17 protein-coding genes are annotated in these 22574 nt (G+C 49.9%); 12 read left to right on the plus strand and 5 right to left on the minus strand.

The window, feature by feature from the left end; all coding sequences use genetic code 11:
* The first annotated feature begins 221 nt into the window (after positions 1–221).
* Positions 222–446: a histidinol dehydrogenase gene (locus DWZ16_RS16945; protein WP_412693799.1), complete on the plus strand. Its 225-nt coding sequence runs from the start codon at positions 222–224 to the stop codon at positions 444–446.
* A complete protein-coding gene (gene hisD, locus DWZ16_RS11615) occupies positions 362–1483 on the plus strand; it encodes a histidinol dehydrogenase (protein WP_412694339.1) in 1122 nt (373 codons plus the stop codon). Before DWZ16_RS16945 ends, hisD begins: the two co-directional genes overlap by 85 nt.
* A gap of 93 nt (positions 1484–1576) precedes the next feature.
* On the opposite strand, the gene DWZ16_RS11620 is transcribed toward hisD, so the two are convergent.
* On the minus strand, positions 1577–2056 hold the full coding sequence (locus DWZ16_RS11620; RefSeq protein WP_118522896.1) for an S-ribosylhomocysteine lyase: 480 nt from the start codon (positions 2054–2056) through the stop codon (positions 1577–1579).
* Between the two features lie 405 nt (positions 2057–2461).
* Between DWZ16_RS11620 and DWZ16_RS11625 the strand changes: the two genes are divergently transcribed.
* From DWZ16_RS11625 to DWZ16_RS11650, 6 genes are all read left to right on the plus strand, one after another.
* Positions 2462–3574 carry a carbamoyl phosphate synthase small subunit gene (locus DWZ16_RS11625; RefSeq protein WP_118522897.1) on the plus strand — a complete coding sequence of 371 codons (1113 nt, stop codon included), beginning with the start codon at positions 2462–2464 and terminating at the stop codon, positions 3572–3574.
* Positions 3565–6861 carry a carbamoyl-phosphate synthase large subunit gene (gene carB, locus DWZ16_RS11630; protein WP_118491737.1) on the plus strand — a complete coding sequence of 1099 codons (3297 nt, stop codon included), beginning with the start codon at positions 3565–3567 and terminating at the stop codon, positions 6859–6861. The genes DWZ16_RS11625 and carB overlap by 10 nt, the downstream gene beginning before the upstream one ends.
* Positions 6862–7008: 147 nt before the next feature.
* Positions 7009–8628: a CTP synthase gene (locus DWZ16_RS11635; RefSeq protein ID WP_107000654.1), complete on the plus strand. Its 1620-nt coding sequence runs from the start codon at positions 7009–7011 to the stop codon at positions 8626–8628.
* A gap of 19 nt (positions 8629–8647) precedes the next feature.
* Positions 8648–9832 carry an LL-diaminopimelate aminotransferase gene (locus DWZ16_RS11640; RefSeq protein WP_107000653.1) on the plus strand — a complete coding sequence of 395 codons (1185 nt, stop codon included), beginning with the start codon at positions 8648–8650 and terminating at the stop codon, positions 9830–9832.
* A 94-nt stretch (positions 9833–9926) separates the two neighbouring features.
* On the plus strand, positions 9927–10916 hold the full coding sequence (locus tag DWZ16_RS11645) for a guanosine polyphosphate pyrophosphohydrolase (RefSeq protein ID WP_118522898.1): 990 nt from the start codon (positions 9927–9929) through the stop codon (positions 10914–10916).
* Positions 10917–11030: 114 nt separating this feature from the next.
* Entirely contained in the window at positions 11031–11615 is a 585-nt protein-coding gene (locus tag DWZ16_RS11650) for a GNAT family N-acetyltransferase (protein WP_118522899.1), read from the plus strand.
* Positions 11616–11746: 131 nt separating this feature from the next.
* Here the strand turns inward: DWZ16_RS11650 and DWZ16_RS11655 are convergent, their stop codons facing one another.
* The 4 genes from DWZ16_RS11655 to DWZ16_RS11670 all read right to left on the minus strand — a co-directional run bounded on the left by DWZ16_RS11655 (position 11747) and on the right by DWZ16_RS11670 (position 15182).
* Positions 11747–12289, minus strand: coding sequence for an NADH peroxidase (locus DWZ16_RS11655; protein WP_107000650.1), 543 nt, complete (start codon positions 12287–12289; stop codon positions 11747–11749).
* Between the two features lie 209 nt (positions 12290–12498).
* Positions 12499–12894: a transcriptional repressor gene (locus tag DWZ16_RS11660; RefSeq protein ID WP_118522900.1), complete on the minus strand. Its 396-nt coding sequence runs from the start codon at positions 12892–12894 to the stop codon at positions 12499–12501.
* Positions 12895–13095: 201 nt separating this feature from the next.
* Positions 13096–14436: a sensor histidine kinase gene (locus tag DWZ16_RS11665; RefSeq protein WP_118522901.1), complete on the minus strand. Its 1341-nt coding sequence runs from the start codon at positions 14434–14436 to the stop codon at positions 13096–13098.
* The gene (locus DWZ16_RS11670) at positions 14433–15182 is read right to left on the minus strand and encodes a LytR/AlgR family response regulator transcription factor (protein WP_118522902.1); all 750 of its coding nucleotides are present in this window, start codon (positions 15180–15182) and stop codon (positions 14433–14435) included. The genes DWZ16_RS11665 and DWZ16_RS11670 overlap by 4 nt, the downstream gene beginning before the upstream one ends.
* Before the next feature lie 205 nt (positions 15183–15387).
* Here DWZ16_RS11670 and DWZ16_RS11675 point away from each other — a divergent pair, with 205 nt between their 5' ends.
* Genes DWZ16_RS11675 through DWZ16_RS11690 form a run of 4 tightly spaced genes read left to right on the plus strand, consistent with a single transcriptional unit; the run spans position 15388 to position 22522 of the window.
* Positions 15388–15798, plus strand: a complete 411-nt coding sequence (locus DWZ16_RS11675; RefSeq protein WP_118522903.1) for a hypothetical protein — start codon at positions 15388–15390, stop codon at positions 15796–15798.
* A gap of 39 nt (positions 15799–15837) precedes the next feature.
* A complete protein-coding gene (locus DWZ16_RS11680; RefSeq protein WP_118522904.1) occupies positions 15838–16956 on the plus strand; it encodes a hypothetical protein in 1119 nt (372 codons plus the stop codon).
* A 5-nt stretch (positions 16957–16961) separates the two neighbouring features.
* Complete coding sequence (locus DWZ16_RS11685; protein WP_118522905.1) at positions 16962–21032, plus strand: hypothetical protein; 4071 nt, start codon at positions 16962–16964, stop codon at positions 21030–21032.
* Entirely contained in the window at positions 21029–22522 is a 1494-nt protein-coding gene (locus tag DWZ16_RS11690; RefSeq protein WP_118522906.1) for a YDG domain-containing protein, read from the plus strand. The genes DWZ16_RS11685 and DWZ16_RS11690 overlap by 4 nt, the downstream gene beginning before the upstream one ends.
* Positions 22523–22574 lie beyond the last annotated feature (52 nt).

The raw sequence follows: 22574 nt of genomic DNA on the forward strand, positions 1-22574 counted from the left end.
GTGCCCAGTAACGGAATTTGCCGTGGCTTCGCATTTAAATACGGCAAATTCCTGCTGCCACCACGTTTTCTTACGGCACTTTCGGTTCCAAAAGTGCCTACCCGTGTACGGTAACGTTCTGGTTTCAGATGTGCTGGATAGGTTTATTTTGTATCGCAAAATAAAAAGACTTGTGGTATACTTGGAAAAAATGATAAAACTTATACAGAGAGGCAGAACGTATGATCAAGATTATAAAAGAAGCACAGGTTCGAAGCGAGGAAGATAATCGGAATCTGCGAGAGACCGTGGCGGGGATTATTGGTGAGGTCCGGGGGCGCGGGGACGCGGCTCTGAGGGAGTACAATGAGAAGTTTGACGGATGTACCGTGAATCGCTGCGGGTCAGCCGGGAGGAGATTGATGCGGCTTATAAGGAGCTGGGCGAGCAGGAGCTGGCGGATCTGAAAGCGGCGCATCACAATATCGAGGCATTTGCGAACGCGCAGAGACAGACCGTGAAACCGCTTGACAATTTCAGCCCGGAGCCGGGAGTCTTTTTAGGACACCGCATCATTCCGGTGGAGTCCTGCTGCTGTTATGTGCCGGGCGGCAATTATCCGCTGTATTCGACGGCGCTGATGTTAGCGACTCCGGCGAAGGCAGCGGGTGTAAAACGTATCACCGCCTGCTCTCCGGTAGTGCGGGGAACGGGTCATATCAATGCCAAGACGCTGGTAGCGATGGATCTGGCTGGCGTGGATGAGATCTACGCACTGGGCGGTGCACAGGCGATCGCAGCATTTTCCTATGGAACTGAGAGCATCAAGCCGGTGGATATTATTGTAGGGCCGGGTAACCGCTTCGTAACCGAGGCGAAACGTCAGTGCTACGGGCAGGTCGGCATCGACTTTGTAGCCGGACCGAGCGAGGTCCTGGTAATCGCGGACGGAAAAGCGAGCGCGAAGGTGGTAGCGGCAGATCTGCTGGCACAGTCCGAGCATGATGTCAATGCGAAAGGCATTCTTCTGACAACCGATGAGGCATTTGGAAAGAGCGTGATTGAGGCGGTAGAGGAAGAGCTGAAGATTCTGGATACGGCAAAGATTGCGAGACAGTCCTGGGATACGTTTGGAGAGATCGGTGTGGTAGACAGCCTGGACGAGGCAGTTCAGTATGCGAATGAGTATGCACCGGAGCATCTGGAGATCAACGTGGAAGATCCGGATGCACTGATTCCGAAGCTGGTTAATTACGGTTCCCTGTTTATCGGCCAGAATACGGCGGAGGTATTTGGTGATTATGCTTCCGGAACCAACCATACACTTCCGACTCTTCGGGCGGCACGTTATACCGGCGGCGTCTGGGTTGGTACATTCTTAAAGACCTGTACCCACCAGAGCATGACCCCGGAGGCATCCGCGCGGATCGCACCGCTTGTATCGCGTATGGCGCATGGAGAAGGATTATTTGGACATGCAGCGGCTGCGGATGCAAGAAAATAGGAAAAATAGAAAATAATAGAATAAAACCCCTCAGATGCTGCAGCATCTGGGGGGTTTTGTGTTTCAAAACATACCGCCTGCTATTCTTGTCTTTTATTCCGGATAAACCAGTCTCTCCGGACCAATTCCATCTAAGACTTCGCGCAGAAAGCGGTCAGCCAGCCAGTTTGCCATCGGCAGGTTCATATCGAGGTAGTTGCCGCAATCTTTTGCACAAGCACCCGGAACCTCGTCTTTGTAGTCGCGCATGAAAGTAAAGAGCGCTTTCATCAGCGGCACGATCTCCTCGGATGTCAGGTTGCCTGCGAGAAGCAGGTAAAAGCCGGTGCGGCAGCCCATCGGTCCGAAGTAGAGGACGCGGTCTTTCCACTCCTCGTTATTTCGCAGCCAGGTGGCAGCCAGGTGCTCGATGGTGTGAACCTCCGCCGTATTCATGACTGGCTCATAGTTGGGGCGTGTCATGCGGATATCAAAGGTAGTGATGACCTGATCGCCCACGCGATCCTTGCGGGACACATAGACGCCAGGGAGCAGTTTCAGATGGTCAATGGTGAAGCTTGTAATTTTATCCATGAAAATACCTCCAAGTCAGTTTCATTCATCCCTATTATAAGGAAATAACGCGGATCAGACAAGGGCTTTATTTACCCAGAACCGACAAGATTCTACATGTTAAATGCATAAAAATGCATAAATCATGCATAAACCATCCGAAAATGAATAAAAAACCTCTTGACGCATAGAACCTACCTATGCTATAATCTTTCAGAAAATGAACAAAGGCGTTCATGGGCTCTGCTCATGGACGCCTTTGTTGCAGAATCAGACAATTTATAAAATACGTCTGTAATGATGCAAAAAACGCATCTGAGGAAAAACAGATTTGCTCAAATGTGAGGCTATTGAGAATGAAAAAGTAAACTGCCTGCATGAAGCTATTCACAGGCGGGGTACGAGAGAGAAAGGAATGGTGACCAGATGGAGAAACCGGTATATCTTCTGTTGGAAAACGGCGACTATTTTGAGGGAAAAAGCTTTGGCGCTCCTTTACGTGAAGTGACCGGAGAAGTCGTATTCACAACCGGTATGACAGGATACCTTGAGACGATCACAGATCCCAGCTATTTTGGACAGATTGTCGTTCAGACATTTCCGTTAATCGGAAACTACGGAGTGATTCCGCAGGACTTCGAGAATGAAGAGGTATATTTATCAGCCTATATCGTAAAAGAGTGGTGTCAGGAACCTTCCAACTTCAGATGCAGTGGGGATCTTGACACCTTTTTTAAAGAAAGAAACATTCCAGGCGTCTATGGAATCGATACAAGAAAGCTGGCAAAAACCATTCGTGAATCCGGTTCGATGAACGGCTGGCTGACCGAGGTGAAGCCGCCGTATGATGCGAAAAAGCTGGAGGAAGTGAAAAACTTCCACATTACAAAGGCAGTTGAAACCGTTACACCAAAGAAATGTGAGATCAAACCGGCGGATGAGAAAGAAGAGTTCCAGATTGTGCTCTGGGATTTCGGCGCAAAGGAAAATATCATCCGCGAGCTGACCAGGCGCGGATGCCGCGTGGCTGACCTTCCGGCAGGTACGACGGCGGAGGAGATTCTGGCGATGAATCCGGACGGAATCATGCTTTCCAACGGTCCAGGCAACCCAGAGGACAACCCGGAGATCATCGAGGAGATCCGAAAGATTACGAAGGCTGGAAAACCGATGTTCGGCATCTGCCTGGGACACCAGCTGCTGGCGATTGCCAAGGGCGCGAAGACTGGAAAGATGAAATTCGGTCACAGAGGTGCGAACCAGCCGGTCAAGGATCTGACGACCGGACGCGTCTACATCAGCAGCCAGAACCACGGCTATGAGGTACTGCGCGATACGCTGCCGGAGGGCGCGGAGGAGACATTTATCAATGTCAACGACGGCACCTGCGAGGGCATCACCTACCACGATATGCCGGCATTTACCGTCCAGTTCCATCCAGAGGCGTGTGCAGGTCCGAAGGATACGGAAGAGCTGTTTGGGCGTTTCATTCAGATGATGAGAGATTATAAGAAAAAGGAGGGCGCGTCATGCCGTTAAATAAATCCCTGAAAAAAGTTATGGTAATCGGTTCCGGCCCTATCGTCATCGGTCAGGCGGCAGAGTTTGACTATGCAGGAACGCAGGCGTGCCGGGCTTTAAAAGAGGAAGGTCTGGAGGTCGTTTTAGTAAACTCCAACCCGGCAACCATCATGACGGACAGCGCCATTGCGGATCACGTATACATCGAGCCGCTGACCCTGGAATTTGTCAAGAGAATCATTGAAAAAGAGAAGCCTGACAGCATCCTGTCCACCCTGGGCGGACAGACCGGACTGACACTGTCCATGGAGCTTGCCAAAGAAGGTTTCTTAAAGAGCCACAATGTAACGCTTCTCGGCGCGTCCCCGGAGACCATCGATAAGGCGGAGGACCGCCAGTGCTTTAAAGATACGATGGAAGCTATCGGTGAGCCGGTCATTCCGTCCAAGGTTGTCACCACCATCGAGGATGCGCTTGATTTTGCCGAGGTTATTTCTTACCCGGTTATCGTGCGTCCGGCCTTTACCCTGGGCGGTACCGGCGGCGGTATTGCGGCAAATAAAGAAGAGCTTTACAACATCGCGGAGGCGGGTATCCGCCTGTCACCGATCAATCAGATTCTGGTTGAGAAATGTATTTCCGGATGGAAGGAGATCGAGTTTGAGGTAATGCGCGATGCCATCGGCAACGAGATTACGGTCTGCTCGATGGAAAACTTTGACCCGGTCGGCGTCCACACCGGCGACTCCATTGTTATCGCACCGGCTGTGACGCTGGCGGATAAGGAATACCAGATGCTTCGTTCTGCAGCGCTGAATATTATCCAGGCGATGGGCATCGAGGGCGGCTGCAACTGCCAGTTTGCGCTGAATCCGGAGAGCTTTGAATATGCCGTTATCGAGGTAAACCCGCGTGTATCCCGTTCTTCCGCCCTTGCTTCGAAAGCAACCGGATATCCGATTGCCCGCGTGGCAACCAAGATTGCGATCGGTTATCATCTGGACGAGATCCCGAACGAGGTAACCGGCGAGACGATGGCATGCTTCGAGCCGGCCCTTGACTATGTAACGGTTAAATTCCCGAAATGGCCATTTGATAAATTCGTTTACGGACGCCGGAAGCTGGGTACTCAGATGAAGGCAACCGGCGAGGTTATGGCGATCGGCCGCAACTTTGAGCAGGCGCTCATGAAGGCAGTCCGCGGCGCGGAGATCTCCCAGAACAGCCTGAACATGAAGAAACTGGCGCCGATGAGTGTGGAAGAGCTGAGAGAAAAAATTCTGGCGCAGGATGACGAACGTCTGTTTGCAATCTATGAGAGCTTCAAGCGCGGCGTGACCGTTGCCGAGATTCATGAGCTGACCAAGATCGACGAGTGGTTCTTAAATAAACTGATGCATATCCTGTCCCTGGAACGCCGGATGCAGTCTGAGACGCTGAGCGATGCGCTTTATATGGAAGCCAAACAGAACGGATTCCCGGATGCAGTCATCAAGGAGATGACCGGGCTTTCGGAAATCAAGCATGTTCCGGCATGCTACCGCATGGTTGATACCTGCAGCGCTGAGTTTACGGCAAGTACCCCTTACTTCTACAGCACCTTCGGCGAGGAAGATGAGGCAGAAGAATTTATTAAAGAGAATGCAAGCGGAAAACCGGTTGTTATGGTATTTGGTTCCGGTCCGATCCGTATCGGTCAGGGTATCGAGTTCGATTTCGCCTCTGTTCACTGCGTATGGTCGTTAAAGAGAGCCGGTTATGAGGTTGTCATCGTAAATAACAACCCGGAGACCGTTTCCACCGACTTCAACGTAGCAGACCGTCTGTATTTTGAGCCGCTGACACCGGAGGATGTGCTGGATATTATCCGGATCGAGAAGCCGATCGGCGCAGTTGTGGCCTTTGGCGGACAGACAGCGATCCGTCTGACAAAATGCCTTGTAGAGAACAATATTCCGGTTCTCGGCACTCCGGCAGACAGCATCGATATGGCGGAGGATCGCGGACGTTTCGCAGCCCTGCTGAAAAAATTAAATATGAAACAGGCAGCGGGTCAGACCGTTTACACTGAGGATGAGGCAATCCAGGCGGCAAATCATCTGGGCTATCCGGTTCTGATGCGTCCGAGCTATGTATTAGGCGGACAAAACATGATTATCGCGTACAACGACGCCGATATTCATGAGTATATGAAGATTATTCTCTCACACAAGATTGAGAATGCGATCCTGATTGATAAATACCTGATGGGTACCGAGCTGGAGGTCGACGCGATCTGCGACGGCGAAACGGTTCTGATTCCGGGTATCATGGAGCACATCGAGCGTGCGGGTGTCCATTCCGGTGACTCCATCGCGGTATATCCGGCATTTATGCTGACCGAGAGCCAGAAAGACCGTCTGGTGGACTATTCCATCCGTCTGGCGCTGTCCATGAATACGAAAGGCCTGATCAATATCCAGTATGTCCTGCATGAGGATACGATCTATATCATCGAGGTCAACCCGCGTTCGTCCCGTACCGTGCCGTACATCAGCAAGGTAACCGGCGTGCCGATGGTTGATCTGGCAACCCGCATCATGATGGGCGAGAAGCTGGCTGACATGGGCTACGAGACAGGCCTGTATCCGTGCTCTCCGTACTACGCAGTCAAGGTTCCGGTCTTCTCCTTTGAGAAGCTGTCCAACGTAGACACACAGCTCGGACCGGAAATGAAATCAACCGGCGAGGTACTGGGTATCGCCCGGACGATGGAGGAAGCGCTGTTCAAAGGCCTGGTAGCAGCCGGATATACGATGAAGCGCGAGGGCGGCGTCTTAATCAGTGTCCGCGATACCGATAAGAGCGACCTGCGCGAGCTGGTTAAAGAGTATGTGGCGATGGGATTCCACATCTACGCGACCTCCGGTACTGCAAGCCGGTTAAACAGCGTCGGCATTTCTTCAACGTTAGTCAAGAAGCCGAAGGAAGCCAAAGAGGGAGAGGAGACGACCATTTCCCTGCTGGAAGAAGGAAAGATCAGCTATGTAATTTCCACTTCCAAGACGGGACGCCAGCCGGGACGCGACAGTGTCCGCCTGAGAAGAAAGGCAGTCGAGCTTGGTATTCCGTGCCTGACATCGCTTGATACCGCGGCTGTCCTGGCGCTGACACTGGAAAGCAAGTACAACGAGGACAACGTTGAACTGGTAGATATCGCGCACATTGCACATGGTGCAGCGGCTAGAAAAGAGTTGAGCCAGATGGAAAAACCGGAAGAAATCCAGATTCCGGGTTATGTGCTTCAGGAGCATGAGAACGACTAAAAAGAACGATGGTCTGCATGGATTCTGCGTTTTGAGGGTTGCGGAATCCGTGCAGGCTGAAATCTTTTGTGAAGGCAAAATCTGACAGAATCATATATGACGGAAAAAGTGGATTAATTTCAAAGAAAGGAAGAGGAGGAAAAGCAGATGGCAAAATTTATTTTTGTGACAGGCGGTGTTGTATCGGGATTGGGGAAAGGTATTACAGCAGCGTCTCTGGGACGTCTTCTGAAGGCACGAGGATTTAAGGTAGCAGCGCAGAAGCTGGATCCATATATCAACGTCGATCCGGGAACCATGAGCCCGTATCAGCACGGCGAAGTATTCGTAACAAACGACGGTGCGGAGACGGATCTGGATTTGGGACATTATGAGCGTTTTATAGATGAAGATTTAAACCGTTATTCTAATCTGACGACCGGTAAGGTCTACTGGAATGTGCTAAATAAAGAGCGCCGCGGCGAATATCTGGGCGAGACGGTACAGGTGATTCCACATATCACAAATGAGATAAAATCATTTATCTATTCCGTGCAGGAAAAGACCGATGCGGACATCGTTATCACAGAGATCGGCGGAACGACCGGCGATATTGAGTCACAGCCGTTCCTGGAAGCCATCCGCCAGGTGTCCTGCGAGGCGGGACGCAGCAACTGCCTCTTCATCCATGTAACCCTGATTCCGTATCTGGAATCTTCCGGCGAGCATAAATCTAAACCGACCCAGCATTCAGTCAAACAGCTGCAGTCCTTCGGCATCATGCCGGATATCATCGTGGCGCGCTGTGACCGTCCGGTGGACGATCCGTCCATTTTCCGCAAGATCGCACTGTTCTGCAACGTCAAAGAGGACTGCGTCATCGAGAACCTGACCCTTCCGGTTCTCTACGAGGCACCGATCATGCTGGAGGAAGCAGGACTTGCCAAGATCGTGCTTCGCGAGCTGGGCATCGAGAAAGCGCCGCAGGAGTGCGATCTGACGGAGTGGAAACATATGCTGGACCGCATCAAGAACAGCCGCAAGACGGTCAAGATTTCCCTGGTCGGCAAGTACGTCAAACTGCACGACTCCTATCTGTCGATCGTAGAATCCCTGCACCATGCCGGATGGGAAAATGGCGCGCAGGTGGAGATCAACTGGGTAGATAGCGAGACGATCACCCCGGAGACGGCACCGGAAATCCTGGGCGGTTCAACCGGTATCATCGTGCCGGGCGGCTTCGGCATCCGAGGCATCGAGGGCATGATTGCGGCAGCTGATTATGCGAGAAGAAACAATATCCCGTACTTTGGCATTTGCCTTGGTATGCAGATCGCGGCGATCGCATTTGCCAGAGGCGTGTTAGGCTATGAGGATGCGAACTCAACCGAATTTGCGCCGGACAGCAAGCATCCGGTCATTGCCCTGATGGAAGAGCAGATGGATCTGGCTGACATGGGCGGAACGATGCGTCTGGGTGCATATCCGTGCCGCATCAGTCCGGATACGCTGATGATGAAAGCGTATGGAAAAGGTCTGATCGAAGAGAGACATCGCCATCGTTATGAATTTAACAACAAGTTCCGGGAAGTTTATATGGAGCATGGCGCTATCTTTTCCGGACAGTCTCCGGATGGTACGCTGGTAGAGGCGATGGAGATTCCGGGACATCCGTTCTATCTGGGAGTTCAGTACCATCCGGAGTTCAAGAGCCGCCCGAACCGCGCACATCCGATCTTCCGGGAGTTTGTGAAAGCGGCTCTGGAGGTAAAGGAAAAAAATTCTTAAAATATGGAGAAAATAAAGTATGAAGATCAACGAAAACTATAAAAATCTGGAAGAAAGCTATCTGTTTTCCACCATCGCTAAAAAAGTAGATGAGTACACCAAAGCCCATCCAGAGGCAAAAGTAATCAAAATGGGTATCGGTGACGTAACCCTTCCGATCTGCCAGAAAGCAGCTGACGCATTTGCAAAAGCAGCTATGGAGCAGGGCAAGGCGGCTACGTTCCATGGATATGGTCCGGAGCAGGGATATGATTTTCTGCGCGTAGCAGTTCAGAAGTATTATGCGTCCTTCCAGGTTGAGGTGGCGGCGGAGGATATATTCATCAGCGACGGCGCGAAGAGTGATGTCGGAAATATCCTCGATCTCTTTGATGCGGACAACACGGTCCTGATCCCGGATCCGGTATACCCGGTTTACATGGATACGAACGTGATGGCAGGCAGAAAGATCGTATTTATGGATGCCAATGTGGAAAATGGCTTTCTTCCGATGCCTCCGAAGGGGCAGAAAGCGGATATTATTTATCTCTGCTCCCCGAACAACCCGACTGGCGGTGTGTACAACCGTGAGCAGTTAAAAGAGTGGGTTGACTATGCGAACGAGCAGGATGCGATTCTTTTATTTGATGCGGCGTATGAGTCCTTCGTAGCAGATCCGGCGCTTCCGAGAAGTATTTTTGAGATTGAGGGCGCCAAGACCTGCGCGATCGAGTTCTGCTCCCTTTCGAAGCTGGCAAGCTTTACCGGAACACGCTGTGGCTATACCGTGGTTCCGTCTGAATTAGAGCGCGGTGGCTCTTCCATCCGCAAGATGTGGCTGCGCCGCCAGACCACCAAGTTTAACGGCGTTTCCTACCCGGTACAGCGCGCCGCGGAGGCAGCTCTTTCACCGGAGGGCATGGCACAGTGCCGCGAGCACCTGGATGTATACCGCACCAATGCGAAGATCATGACCGAGACCTTAAAAGAGCTTGGCATCTGGCACATCGGCGGCGAAAATTCACCATATATCTGGATGCAGTGCCCGAACGGCATGAAATCCTGGGAGTTTTTCGACGATCTGCTTGCCAAGGCAAATGTGGTCGGCACACCGGGCAGCGGATTTGGTAAGAATGGAGAAGGATTCTTCCGTCTGACTGCATTTGGTACGACTGCGAATACAAAAGAGGCAATGGAGCGGATCAAGAAGGTTTACGGAAAATAAATAGCTCTATTTTATAAATGAGGGGGCTGGTGCATCTGGGGCATTGTTATCCTATGCACCGTCCCTTTTTTGCTGAAGCAGGGAGGTGAGGACCATGGTGACCTTAAACGATTATCTGTATTCCGGCGATACGATGTTTAAGATTTTAAAGAATTACAGCCGGGATTTGAAAGCGGAGGCAAAACAGACAAACAATGAGATAGACCTGATACATGCAAATTTTCTGATTCAGATCCGGGAGCTTTTGGAACACAATGATTTCCTGACGACCCAGTCACAGAAGATCCGGGAATTTTATATTCATATGGCAAAGGAATATCCGCTTCTGGCATTTAACTTTAAGGGAAGAATCAAGTCGCTGATCCGCTCGGAGGCGAAATTTAATGGATATATCGTCGAATATATTTATGACTGTTATACAGAACATAAGGCATTTCCGTCGATCTCCGATTTGAAGCAGAGATTGAGCTGTTTCCGCGACCTGATTGCGTACCGGATCGTGATTTCACTGCCGAAGTGTTACCTGAAACCGGGGGAATCGCAGCAGGAGGCAGATATCCGGTACCTCTACCAGATTGCGAATGAACTTCCGGGATTTCTGGAGGAACGCGGGTTTACGGCGGAACCGGCTTACGGGGTGAAGGAGAGTACCTCCCCGTTGATGGATGAGGAGGTAAGGCCGTACTACCGTGATTATGTCTGCGGAAATAGTTCGGATGATTACCAGTCTCTGCATATTACGTTTTACGATAATTGTTCCAGAAGTTATGTGGAGGTACAGCTTCGCACAAAGCACATGGACGATATCGCGGAGATCGGCGTGGCCAATCATTTAAGCTATGAAAAGCGCCAGGAGGGCGAGCGGGCCAGGCGGGATGAGATACCGGAAGGTGCATGTATTTATTTTGATGAGGCATATGAACGCTGCCAGCGCCTGGTATCTCTCAATTTAGCTGAAGTGGATGTCAATATGTTTTCGGCGATCAACAATGACCTAGTCAATGACGGCTGCGGGCTGTACCGGGGGCGGCTGATTCTGCCGTATGAGCATTTGTCGAGGCATCAGAATGAGCTGGTGGATTGAGGGAGTTCACGGGCAGGCATGAATCCGGTTGCGAATAGTTGACGAAACGGGAAGAATCATATATAGTTGCCTGTAAAGGAAAAATGACCGAAAATGATAGGGAGGAACCAGTTTATGGACCATACATCCTGCCGCCTGCGTCTGGCTGCTATCGCCGATGCACCTGCGATACTGGAAATTTATGCACAATATATGGACACGCCGATCACGTTTGAGACGGAGCTGCCGTCCCTGGAGGAATTTGAGGGGCGCATCCGGGCGATCACGGCAGAATATCCGTGGATTGTCTGCGAGGATGAAACGGGCAGAATCATTGGCTATGCATATGGGCATAAGCAGCTTGAGCGCGCGGCGTACCGTTGGAATGTGGAACTTTCTGAATATCTGGACAGTCGGGTGACGTCGAAGGGCATCGGCAAACGGATGCTTCTGGTGCTTTTAGAGCTTTTAAAGGCACAGGGCGTCCACACAGTCTACAGTCTGGTGACAAGTCCGAATGTGAAGAGCGATGCGATGCATAACGGATGCGGATTCCGGACGATGGGAGTGTGCAAAAATACCGGTTATAAGAGCGGAAAATGGCACGATGTTACCTGGTATGAGAAAGCGCTGCTGCCATATGAGGACGTGCCGGCGGAGATGATTCCGATTGGGGAGATGGAGAAGGAGACGGTAGATAAGATTTTGGCGTCTTTTTGAACAGAGACATAAAACAAATCTGCATAAAATAAACAGGGCGTGTGAAAAAGGAATTTTCCATTTTCATACGCCCTCATCCGTTCTCTTTTATTCACCAGCGCCGTAATGCGCTGTCCATTCATTCACTCAGATTAGTTGAAGTATCTCTTTAACAGACCCTCAAATGCCTTGCCATGTCTAGCCTCGTCACGAGCCATCTCATGAACGGTGTCATGGATTGCATCCAGGTTAGCAGCTTTCGCACGTTTTGCAAGGTCAAATTTGCCTTCGGTTGCGCCGTGCTCAGCCTCTACACGCATCTCCAGGTTCTTCTTGGTGGAATCAGTTACAACCTCGCCGAGAAGCTCTGCAAACTTAGCAGCGTGCTCAGCCTCTTCGTAAGCTGCCTTCTCCCAGTACAGACCGATCTCCGGATAGCCCTCTCTGTGAGCTACACGTGCCATCGCCAGGTACATACCAACTTCTCTGCACTCGCCTTCATAGTTAGCTCTTAAATCTTCGAGAATATCCTCGCTGACACCCTGTGCCACACCAACTACGTGCTCAGCTGCCCATGTCATCTCGCCGGACTGCTCTTTGAACTTGGAAGCCGGAGCGCCGCATACTGGACATTTCTCCGGAGCAGCCTCACCCTCGTATACGTAACCACATACTGTACAGACAAATTTCTTCATAGTCAATTCTCCTTTTCTAAAATAAATTTTTAATTTCGTGTTTTATAGAAACAATAAATAGATAGTAAAGTTGCTTGCAACCATTCTGTTTCATAGGAGCTTTTAAAACGAAATCGTTTATTTAGCTTGAATGAAATCAGTAATGATTACTGATATTAAGATATCATAGATCCCTGTGTTTGTCAATGGAAAAATAGAAATAATTCTTATTAGTGTTTTTTCCCTTTCAGACACTCATCGCATATCCCATAGAAAAACACGGTATGGTCGTCGATCGTTCCCGGCACAAATTCTTTGGCGGCTGTCTCCAGCTCCTTGGTTGCTTCCATCGGAATATCCATGACCCGTCCGCACTGGCGGCAGACGTAGTGGTAATGTGGGGATGTATCATAATCGAAATGATCCGTGCCGTCGCCGCAGGACAGCTTCCGGATCTCGCCCAGCTCAACTAACAGGTTTAAATTGCGGTAAACGGTTCCAAGGCTGATATTCGGAAACTGTTCCCGGATGCTGGTGTAAAGGGCGTCGGCGGTCGGATGATCCTTCCGGCTCATCAGGCAGGCTTTGATCGATTCGCGCTGACGGCTGTATTTTAAGGTTTTCATAAGCGACACTCCAATCCTTATAAATAATATTGATAATGATTATTATTTATATTATGCGTCCTGACACGATGAAAGTCAATCTTTTTTCAAAGATTTCCGTGAGAAATTTTACTATGAAAATTCTGCCGCCGATTAGGCGGCATGGATTCAGGGATGCCAAATGCGCCTGCCAGAGCTTTCATTGTGGGGCACACCTGACTGCTAGGCGCATGAAGGTTTAGCATCAAAGTTTAACATTACCGATGCATAAAAGATCCCGTCCTCATACCGGAAATCCACCAGGCCCTGGTACCGCTCAGCGATCGAACGGATGGAGGCGGTTCCCGTGCCGAACCCGTCATGTTTGGTCGAGCGGAACCGCCCATTTTCCTCGATCGGCGGATGGCAGCAGGTGTTGTCAACGGCGATCACGATGTGACTGGCATCCTCCTGAGCGCAGATACGGATAAACGGCGCGCTGTCCGTACATTCCCGACAGGCGTCGAGGGCATTTTCCAGAAGATTGCCGAAGATCGAGCAGAGCTCCGGCTCACGCAGCGGGAGAGATGGCGGAAGCTGGATGCGGACCGAAAAATCGACCGACGCCTTGCGCGCCTCCTCGCCGTAATAGCTGATAATCGTGTTGACCGCATAATTTTCACACCAGGTCCGCGCGGTGTCCGGCGGAAGCGTCATACGGTATTGTTCGATGTAGGTCTTCAGATCCTCCGTTTTCCCGCTTTGCAGGTAATGTTCGATGAGATTTAAGTGCTGGCGCAGGTCGTGGCGCGCCTCCCGCACCTCTTCGATGTGGCGGGAAAGCTGCTGATACTGTGTGTACTGCATCGCCAGGAGCGTGTCCTGCTGCGCCGCGCGTTCTTCCAGCTGCGCCTGCTGTCGGACAGCATTGAGCGCTTCCAAAAGGACATAGTAGATAAGAATCGTCATAGCAAAAAGCCAGAGCCGCGTGAGGATAAAACGGAACTTGCGGACAGTATCAATGTTTAGATCAAAGTTATAAGCGCAGATAATCAGGGTACATGAAAATGGAATAAACCAGACTTTCTGCCAGAATGCGGAGCTGTCTACCTGAAAAACGCGTTCCGTGGCATTTTTCATAAATTTGAGCCCGAGCGGGAGCGTCAGAAGCAGAAGAATCGAGATGAGCAGCAGGCTTTCATCACGGAGTGAATAATAGGTAATGCTGGGATCGTAAAATAGACGGCTTTCCAGAAAGAAACAGATGCCGCGGACCGTGACAAAATAATTCAGGATGAAGTCTCCCAGAAACAGAAGTTTCCAGAAATTAGCCTTCACACATAAAAAATAGATCGCCAGGGAAACGAGGGCAAATACCGTGTCGGTGACGCGGGTCGGTTTACCGTGGCTGATCAGGTAGGTATACAGGGAGGACTGGAGCAGCTGACCGATAAAAATGAACAGAATCAGGATTTTGATCGGAAATCGCAGCTGCTTTTTAAATGGCAGAATCGATAAAATAAAAAAAGGAATGGAATAGACTGTTTCACAGAGAAATGCCTTGCCAAACACAGACCAGTTCATAGAGTACCTCCCTTCCGCAATGTGTCAAATAAGTAGGTTGCAAATGCTTCTTTTGTCTCTTTTTTCTTCCGGCGGCTGCAGAAAAAGCAGCTGCCGTTTTTCAGATGGACAGAACCGTCCTCGTCCACCGAGGCAACCTGTGAAAAATTGATAAGCAGCCCGCGTCCGCTCATGTAAAAACGTCTGCCCTTCGGGAGCAGCGACATTAGCTCCGAAAAAGAAATCCGTGTGGCGGTGTCACCGGAACTGGTGTGGATGATCAGCCGGTGGTTCTGCGTCTCCGCATACAGAAAATCATCAAGCAGAATCCGTTGCGTGGATGCCTGTCCCCGTCCGAGCGCCGCCTGAATTTCGATGTAGGCAGGCGCGGCGAGAAATGTCCGGATCTCATCGAGACACCAGGCAAGCGCCTTTTCCTCAACCGGTTTTAAGAGATAATCAAGCGGATGGGCACGGTAGCCCTGCAGCGAATAATCGCGTTCCGATGTGGTGAAAACGATCGGGAGACGTTGCGCGCTCTTGCGAAGCTCCAGCGCCGTGTCAATGCCATTGCGCCCGTTCCGGTCCAGCATAATATCCATAAAAACCGCATTAAAAAGTCCCGGGCGGAACGCTTCCAGAAACGCCTCGCCGCTCTCGTAGCAGTCAAAGTGCGCCGTTTCCCCATGCTTCTCCAAGTTCTCCTGTATCAAATGAATCAGATGATTCTGATCTATCTTCAAATCTTCAACAATCGCAAAATGCATCAAAGCTCAACCGCCTCCTTTATTCAAAACCGTGACCATTTAGGTCGAGGTTTGACCGTTTGCGTCGATGTGGTTTTCAGTAAATCGCTCATTTGGTATGTTTATAGTATAAAAGTTATGACCCGAAATGTAAATGAAATATCGTTACAGAAAAATCAAAGTAGCTGTGTGTGAAATGTAACAAATCAAAAAAGGCAGGTGGGATATGGTACGGGTAGTGATATATGGAGAAAAACCGACCGACATTGAAGGACTGGAAAAAATGCTGCGTGAAATATTGACTGAAAACCGCAGATGGCCGATGATTCACACGTATATCAGCGATCTGGACGCATATCTGCACTTTGTAAAGGGGAATCCCTACCTCATTATGCTGGCGTCCGTCCAGGGCAGACAGGGAGCGGAAATCGTAGAAAAAATCCGGGAAAACAACCCGGCGGCGTCCTTGATCTGGCTTTCCGACCGGGACAATGCCCTTGAATCCTGGCGGATCCATGTGACTGCATTCGGGGTATTTCCGACGAAAAAAGAAGAATTAGAAGAACTTCTGGCGGCGTGCAGCGAAAGCTGCTGGATCGGAAGAAAAAGTATTTTGTTCAAGTGGGAAACAGACTGAAATAGAAAAATTCGCTCAGAATAAATGGAGGAAAACAGCATGAAAAAGAAATATAAGCGTGCCCTGGCAGCGGCGCTGGCGGCGGTGATGATATGGAATACCTGTGACTGGCACCCGCAGGTGCTGGCAGGCAGTTCGGTGCAGTATATCGAGGAAGTGAAGGAGCTTTCGGATGAAATCCTGCATCAGGAGGTTTTGTATGGAACGAAATATAAGGATCTGGAGCTGCCGGACAAGCTGAAGGTGCGGGTTTTGGCAGAAGAAGCATCGGATGAAGAAGACGGTGCAGAAAAGATTGCTACGCCGTCGGAGCTTCAAAGCGGAGACGGTAAAGTGGAAACAGAAAAAAAGTCTCAGACGCTTTCTTCATCTGAAACAGATGGTACAGTTCGGAAAGCATCCCCATCTGAGGCAGATGCTACAGAAAAATCGGAAATAGGGGGGGTGGATGACACTGAGCAGAAAGCATCCCCATCCGATGCGGACGGGACGAAAACCGATAAAAACTGGAAGGAAGTAAAGGTCCGCTGGGTTCTGGATGAGACCTTCAGTGAGAAAGATACATACGACGGAGAAACACCGGGTACCTATGTGTTTGATGCGGAATTGAAAAGCAGCCGCTATGAACTGGATACCGGCTTTTTGCCAAGCATCGAGGTGACGGTGCTGCCAGAAGAAAAAGGTCCGGCAATCATCGGATTTTCGGAGTTAGATGAGACAGTTGCGGTGCAGAAGCTTCCTCTGGGTGCCAAAGAAAGCGATATCATCCTGCCGGATATACTGGAGGTTGAGGTGGAAGAGGCGGATGAAACGCTGGCGGAAGACAGCCAGAATGTGCATCTGGTGAAAGCAGTGGATAAGGGCACAGAGAAAGATACAGATGCGGAAACGGCAGTCTGGCAGATTTCAGGCATAACCTGGAAACTGGACGAAGAGCAGAGTGATCTTCCGGAGTTTCACGGCGGCATTTCCGAAAAAGACTATTTCGAAGAATTTGACGAGGACGGAGAGCCGGTCGAGACTTCGACGAAGACCTGGGCGGGCTATGAGGAGGCAAATCAGGACTACAACGGCTGTGCCTATGTCTACACACCGGTTCTGCCGGAGGAATATCCGATGGGAGAGGAAGCAGAGCTCCGGAAATCTGCGTTCTCGTAGGAGAGATGCAGCTGATGACTCTGGCAGGCGAGGAGTATGATCTGAATAATGAGCCGCTACTCATTAATAGTGCTAACAAAAATGAGTTTAACGGAAAAACCATAACCGGCAGATATTGCCCTACCAATCGACCGGAGGCCACTTATACAGACATCAAGGGCGGCATCATAATTGATAATGTTACGGTCGATCTGACGATTAAAAATGTAACGATCCAATCTGGTGGAGCCAGAGGATGGAATCTGGCCGGTATTTACTTGAAAGGCAATGCCCAGCTGAATCTGACCTTAGAAGGAACCAATACACTTGTGGGACTGGATGAGGGAGCCGGAATTGAGGTGGGAAAAGGAGCAACACTGGTTATTACGGAGAATAGTACCGGAAGCCTGAAGGCAGTGGGAGGTGCCTATGGGGCCGCCGGTATCGGAGGAAAAGGAACAGCAAGTGACGAAGGTGCAGATAATAACTGTAGGACAGGAACGATTATAATCAAGGGCGGAACTATCGAAGCTGAAGGTGGAGCTTATTGGGTTTCCTATTCGAGGGATTATCATGGAGGAGCCGGAATCGGAACCGGTCGCTATGGAATCGGCGGAACCATTAAAATACTGGGTGGAACGATAACCGCAAAAGGAGGAAGGCAGACAGGAGCTGGAATCGGAGGCGGAATGGGTGGAAGTGTAGACACGATCGTGATCGACGGGAGGAAAGACGAAGCTCCCAATATAGCCGTATCTTTTTATAAGAATGAAAAATCAGAATATCTGGGAGCTGCCATCGGCAGCGGATGGAATGGAGTGACTGATTTAAAATTATCCTGTGGCGATATCCAGATATTAAGTGGATCTGTGAAGGTAACGGGTGGAAATATTGGTTATGGAGAGTTATGGCCTCTTGATGGAAATGGAATGGAAGGCGGCAGTGTCACTATTTCCGAGGAGGTGCAGCTGGAGCTGCCGCTTGAAAGCAAGATTGCGCCCCGAGGAGAAGAATGTACCTACGGGAAAAAAACATTCCAGATCACCGCTTATGATAACCAGCTACAAAATGAAACCTATCAGGCTGACATAGCCCTGTATTGGAAAAATGATACAGAGAGAAAAAATCCGGTTTATGAAAAAAGCACTCAGATGACCGTCTCAGGATTCAGGGGAACGATACCGGATATAACCCAGTGGATGGGCTATTCCGGAAATATGCAGATGGTTGTAGCGCTGGAGCCTTCCGGTGGCGGGACAGTTAAGACGATGGAGGGAAGCGTTGTTCTAAACAAAGGAAAGGATGAAACCATCTCCGTCACGCTGGGAAAAGCCGCTTACCAGAAGGCAATGGATCTGACCATCCATGATGGCCGTTTGAGGGACGATAAGAATTATACACTGACGGTTCAAATCGGGGAAGAAGCAAGTGAAGGCGGCGCTGCACCGGATGTAGTAACCTATTTATCTCAAAAAGCTTCCGGTTATCAGATAAAGACTGGTAAAGTCAGCTGGTATACGCCTCTGTCCGGAGAGATTCCGGTATCGGTTCAGGTACAGGAAGAAGGAGAAAATACGAATAGCTTTACAGTAACCGGATCCCTCTCGATGAAGTCAGAGAAGGAAACGAATCTTTCCCTTACCATCGGAGAATCCCTGTATCCTGTCCGGTTCCACTTCTACTCATCAAAGGTGCAGGCGGCAGAGAATGTATCCCTGACAGCCGAACGGCTGGCTGGAGCTGCTTCAGAAGCTTCGGTGGATTTAAAGCAGGACAAAGGCCAGTTTGCCTTTGACGGGAAGCTGACAATTGATGAAGCAGCAGGCAATCATGCATATGCTCTGGCATATCTTCCGGCCGGAAATTACCGGTTTTTGATAAATACAGGCATCAGAGAATTAGGCAGCTCCGGTGGAAGATTTACTATAGACAGCGGAACGGTAAAGGCAGAGGATGCAGGAACGGATATCATCATATTAAATGATGCAGAGGCGTTGGAGGGAGAGCTGGATCTGTCCCTTGGAAATATATCTTTTTCCGAGGAAAATGGTCAGTTGGCAATTTCATATTCTAAAACAGATGATTCCGGCAAGGTGGTTACAGCAAGGCTAATAGACCAGTCCTATGATAAATGCTATCGGATCACTTCATCTGGGAAAGTAGAGAATTATCATCTCTCTGTGAATACCCCAGCTTCCGAGGAATTAAAGCTCGTATTAAGGAACCTTACGATTACACCGGCAGAGGCTATCGCACCGATTCAGATAAACGGAGCGTCCCATGTGACTACCTATCTGGAAGGGGAAAACAAGATTTTGATTAATAAATCAGGGAAATCTTCATCTTCACCTGCCGGCATCAGCGTGGCAAAAGGTGCGAAGCTTACGATTGACAGTGAACCGGAACAGCAGGGCTCCATAGAGGTGCTCAATAACACAAAGGTAAGCAAGACGGGTGCAGCAATTGGAGGAAATGTAGGACAGGATACAGGAATCATTCACATCAAGGGGGGAACTGTAATTGCAAAAATGACGGATTACAATCCTAGGGGAGCTGCCATCGGTGCTTCGGCAGGAAAAAGTGTAGAAGAAATACGGATTAGCGGAGGAGTTGTAACTGCAAAAGGTAGTTGGGGTGCCGGAATCGGAACAGGAAGTGCTGATAGCCAGGAAAGAACCGGTAAAATCGTGATAGAAGGCGGAACGGTGAATGCAAGCTCGGAGAACGGTGCCGGAATTGGAAGTGGTATTGGATATGCCCGTAGTAAACCGGCGATAACTGCAGAGATTGAGATTCATGGCGGAATGATTACAGCTTATTCTGAACGGGGAGCCTGCATCGGAAGTGGTTTGGATAGTTCGTCGAAGGTGCTGATTGACGGTGGTACCATATGTCTGGATAAAAAAACGACAGGGTATAGGAAAGTAGCACATATTGGGATGGGAGAAAGTAGTAATACACAGGTACAAACTGATGTGACGATTACGGGTGGAACGATCTGTTTGAAGGAGGCGGATGGATATATACCGCGACCGATCATTTATGGCTGGGAGCAGGTAGGCAAAACGTGGCAGAAGAATAATACAATAAAAGATGGGAACGGTACCCCGGTTTATTACACCACAGCGGATCTGACCGGTATCTATGATAATAATACACTGGTTGGAGATGCAAGTATTGAAGAAAGCTCCTACGGCTTTCAGGATGTCCGGACAGATTCCAGCGGAAAGCTCTATATGTACCTTCCGGCTTCGGAGGCAGTGAAAGCCTCCTTTGGCGGTGTGGAATTTACCGGAAAGGTTGAGGCAGGTAAAGATGAGAATGTATTGGAGCGTGAACAGACTTCTATTGATTATCAAAGGGAAGTCCTGAAAAATACGGCTCTGTATGAGCTCGAATATGCGGAATCCGAGAATTCTGCAACTTGGACAAAGATCCCGGCAGGAGGCGAAGCTTCTCTGACGAAAATTCTGGACAATCAGCCGGAGAATGCGAGAGAGATTACCCTGTATGTGCGAAAGGCAGCCGCAGGTTCCACAGCAGGCGAAGCAGCCGCAATAACGATTCCGGTAAGACCGGCAAAACCGGATCCGATACAGATAACAAATGTAACGAAAGACAGCTACCTTATTAAGGCTGGGACGGCCGTTTCCGGTTGTGAGTACGGAATTTCAGAATCCGTGGATGGCGAGCTTCAGTGGCAGTCAGGGACTTGGTTTAAGAATCGGAAGCCGGCTAACACCTATTATATAACCCTTCGTGTGAAAGCAACAGACAACAGTTTTGCATCGAAGTCGGCTGATCGCTTATCTGTGACAACGCCGGATATCTTACGGTTCCAAGGTCCCGCTGGCGACGTATCCTTTGAAGCGAATGGAACCTATGGACAGACACTTTCAGAGATTCCGGTACAGCTGGCAGAGGGATTTCGGGTTGTTAATTCTAGAGGAACGGAGGTTTCTGGAGAATGGAGCTTCAGTAAGGAGCAGAAAGGAACGCAAGCTTCCTCCATTTATCCGGAGGTAAAGGGAACCACTGCATATCAGGTAGAATTTAGCCCGGAGGAGCATCGGAAGGGCAGTATGGAAATAGTTTGAAAAGAAGTGTGATTCCGGAGATATCTCCGAAAGAGTTAACCGCAGTTGTTACGACACCTATTGAAAAGCCTTATGACGAAAATACCGACATCGCATTAGCGGCGACGGTAGCGATAGGAACTCCGGGTCAGAACTATACCATAAGCGGTCTCAAAGGACGCTTTGAAGATGCCAATGCCGGAATCGATAAGACGGTAACCATTGATTCCTCAGAGGCAAAGGTTGAGACAGGCGAGAGTGCAGTGAATCTGCAGAATTACCGTATCATATATCCAGCCCAGACCGGAACCATCCATCAGATACAGGGTTCGGTTTCAATCGATTCGCAAGCATGGACCGGAGAAAAAACCTATGGAGACGACAGCTTTTCCTTGACAGGTGTGAATGTAGAGGGAGATGGAGCTCTGAAATATGAAAGCTCCGATGAAAAGGTTCTCACCGTGGATGCACAGGGACAGGTGACCATCAAAGGAACCGGTTCTGCAAAGGTAAGCATCACCATGGCAAAGGGAACGAATTATCTCGGTACAAGCACACCGGCAGAGGGAACCATAACCATTGAAAAAGGAACCCCCACTCTTACCTTAACAGCTGTGAACCGGACGACCGGAGTACAGCTTGCGAAAGGAATTCTCGGAACAGAGAAAGAAGATTTCGACATCATTGCCAGAGTACAGGGAGTTTACCAGGACAAGCTGCAGGGTTATGTTCATTTCTATGATAATGAAAATCCGGATGCAGATATAGTTTCGGTAGGGGAAGATGGAACCGCTGTACTTAAGTGGACGAAGCCGGGAGAATCATTTGTAGGCACCCACGCAATCAAAGCCGAGTTTGATTTTGGTGAATTTGATACGTGGGAATCCAGATACAACACAACAGCTCCGGCATCCGTTGCATTTGAAATCAGTAAGGTAGCTCCACCGGCAGAGGATAAGCCAGAAGACTCCGACAAGCCAGATAACTCCGACAAGCCAGACCAATCAGGCAGCCAGAGCTCTTCCTCCGGACGTGACAAGTCTTCCGGCAGCGGAGCGACCAGGCAGGATCCGGTGAGGGGAAGAACCAACAGCATCACAGGTATTCTCACAGGAACTGCCAACAGCACTGTCAATGACGGAAAGAGTCACTGGATGCAGGATGAACACGGCTGGTGGCTCCGCTTCGCAGACAGCAGCTACCCGAAGGCAGAAAAACGCGGTACAAATGGCATTGCATATGCATGGGAGCAGGTAAACGGCAACTGGTGGGCGTTCGATGAAAGCGGCTATATCAAGACCGGCTGGATGCGCGACGAAGACTATGGCGGCTGGTTCTACCTCGATCCGGAACACGGCATGCAGACCGGCTGGGTCCTGATTGACGGAAAATGGCACTATTTCCACCCGACCTCAGACGGAAGAAAAGGCATCCTGTATGTCGGACGTCTGACACCGGACGGCTACTATGTAGATGAAAATGGTGTGTGGGATGGGAAAGACAGACAGTAAAAAGAACATTTAGGTCGAAGTTTGATTGATTGCGGCTTCTATCTAAATACCT

Origin of the sequence: Clostridium sp. AF29-8BH, from assembly GCF_003478145.1 — a bacterium.
GTDB lineage: Bacteria > Bacillota > Clostridia > Lachnospirales > Lachnospiraceae > Otoolea > Otoolea fessa.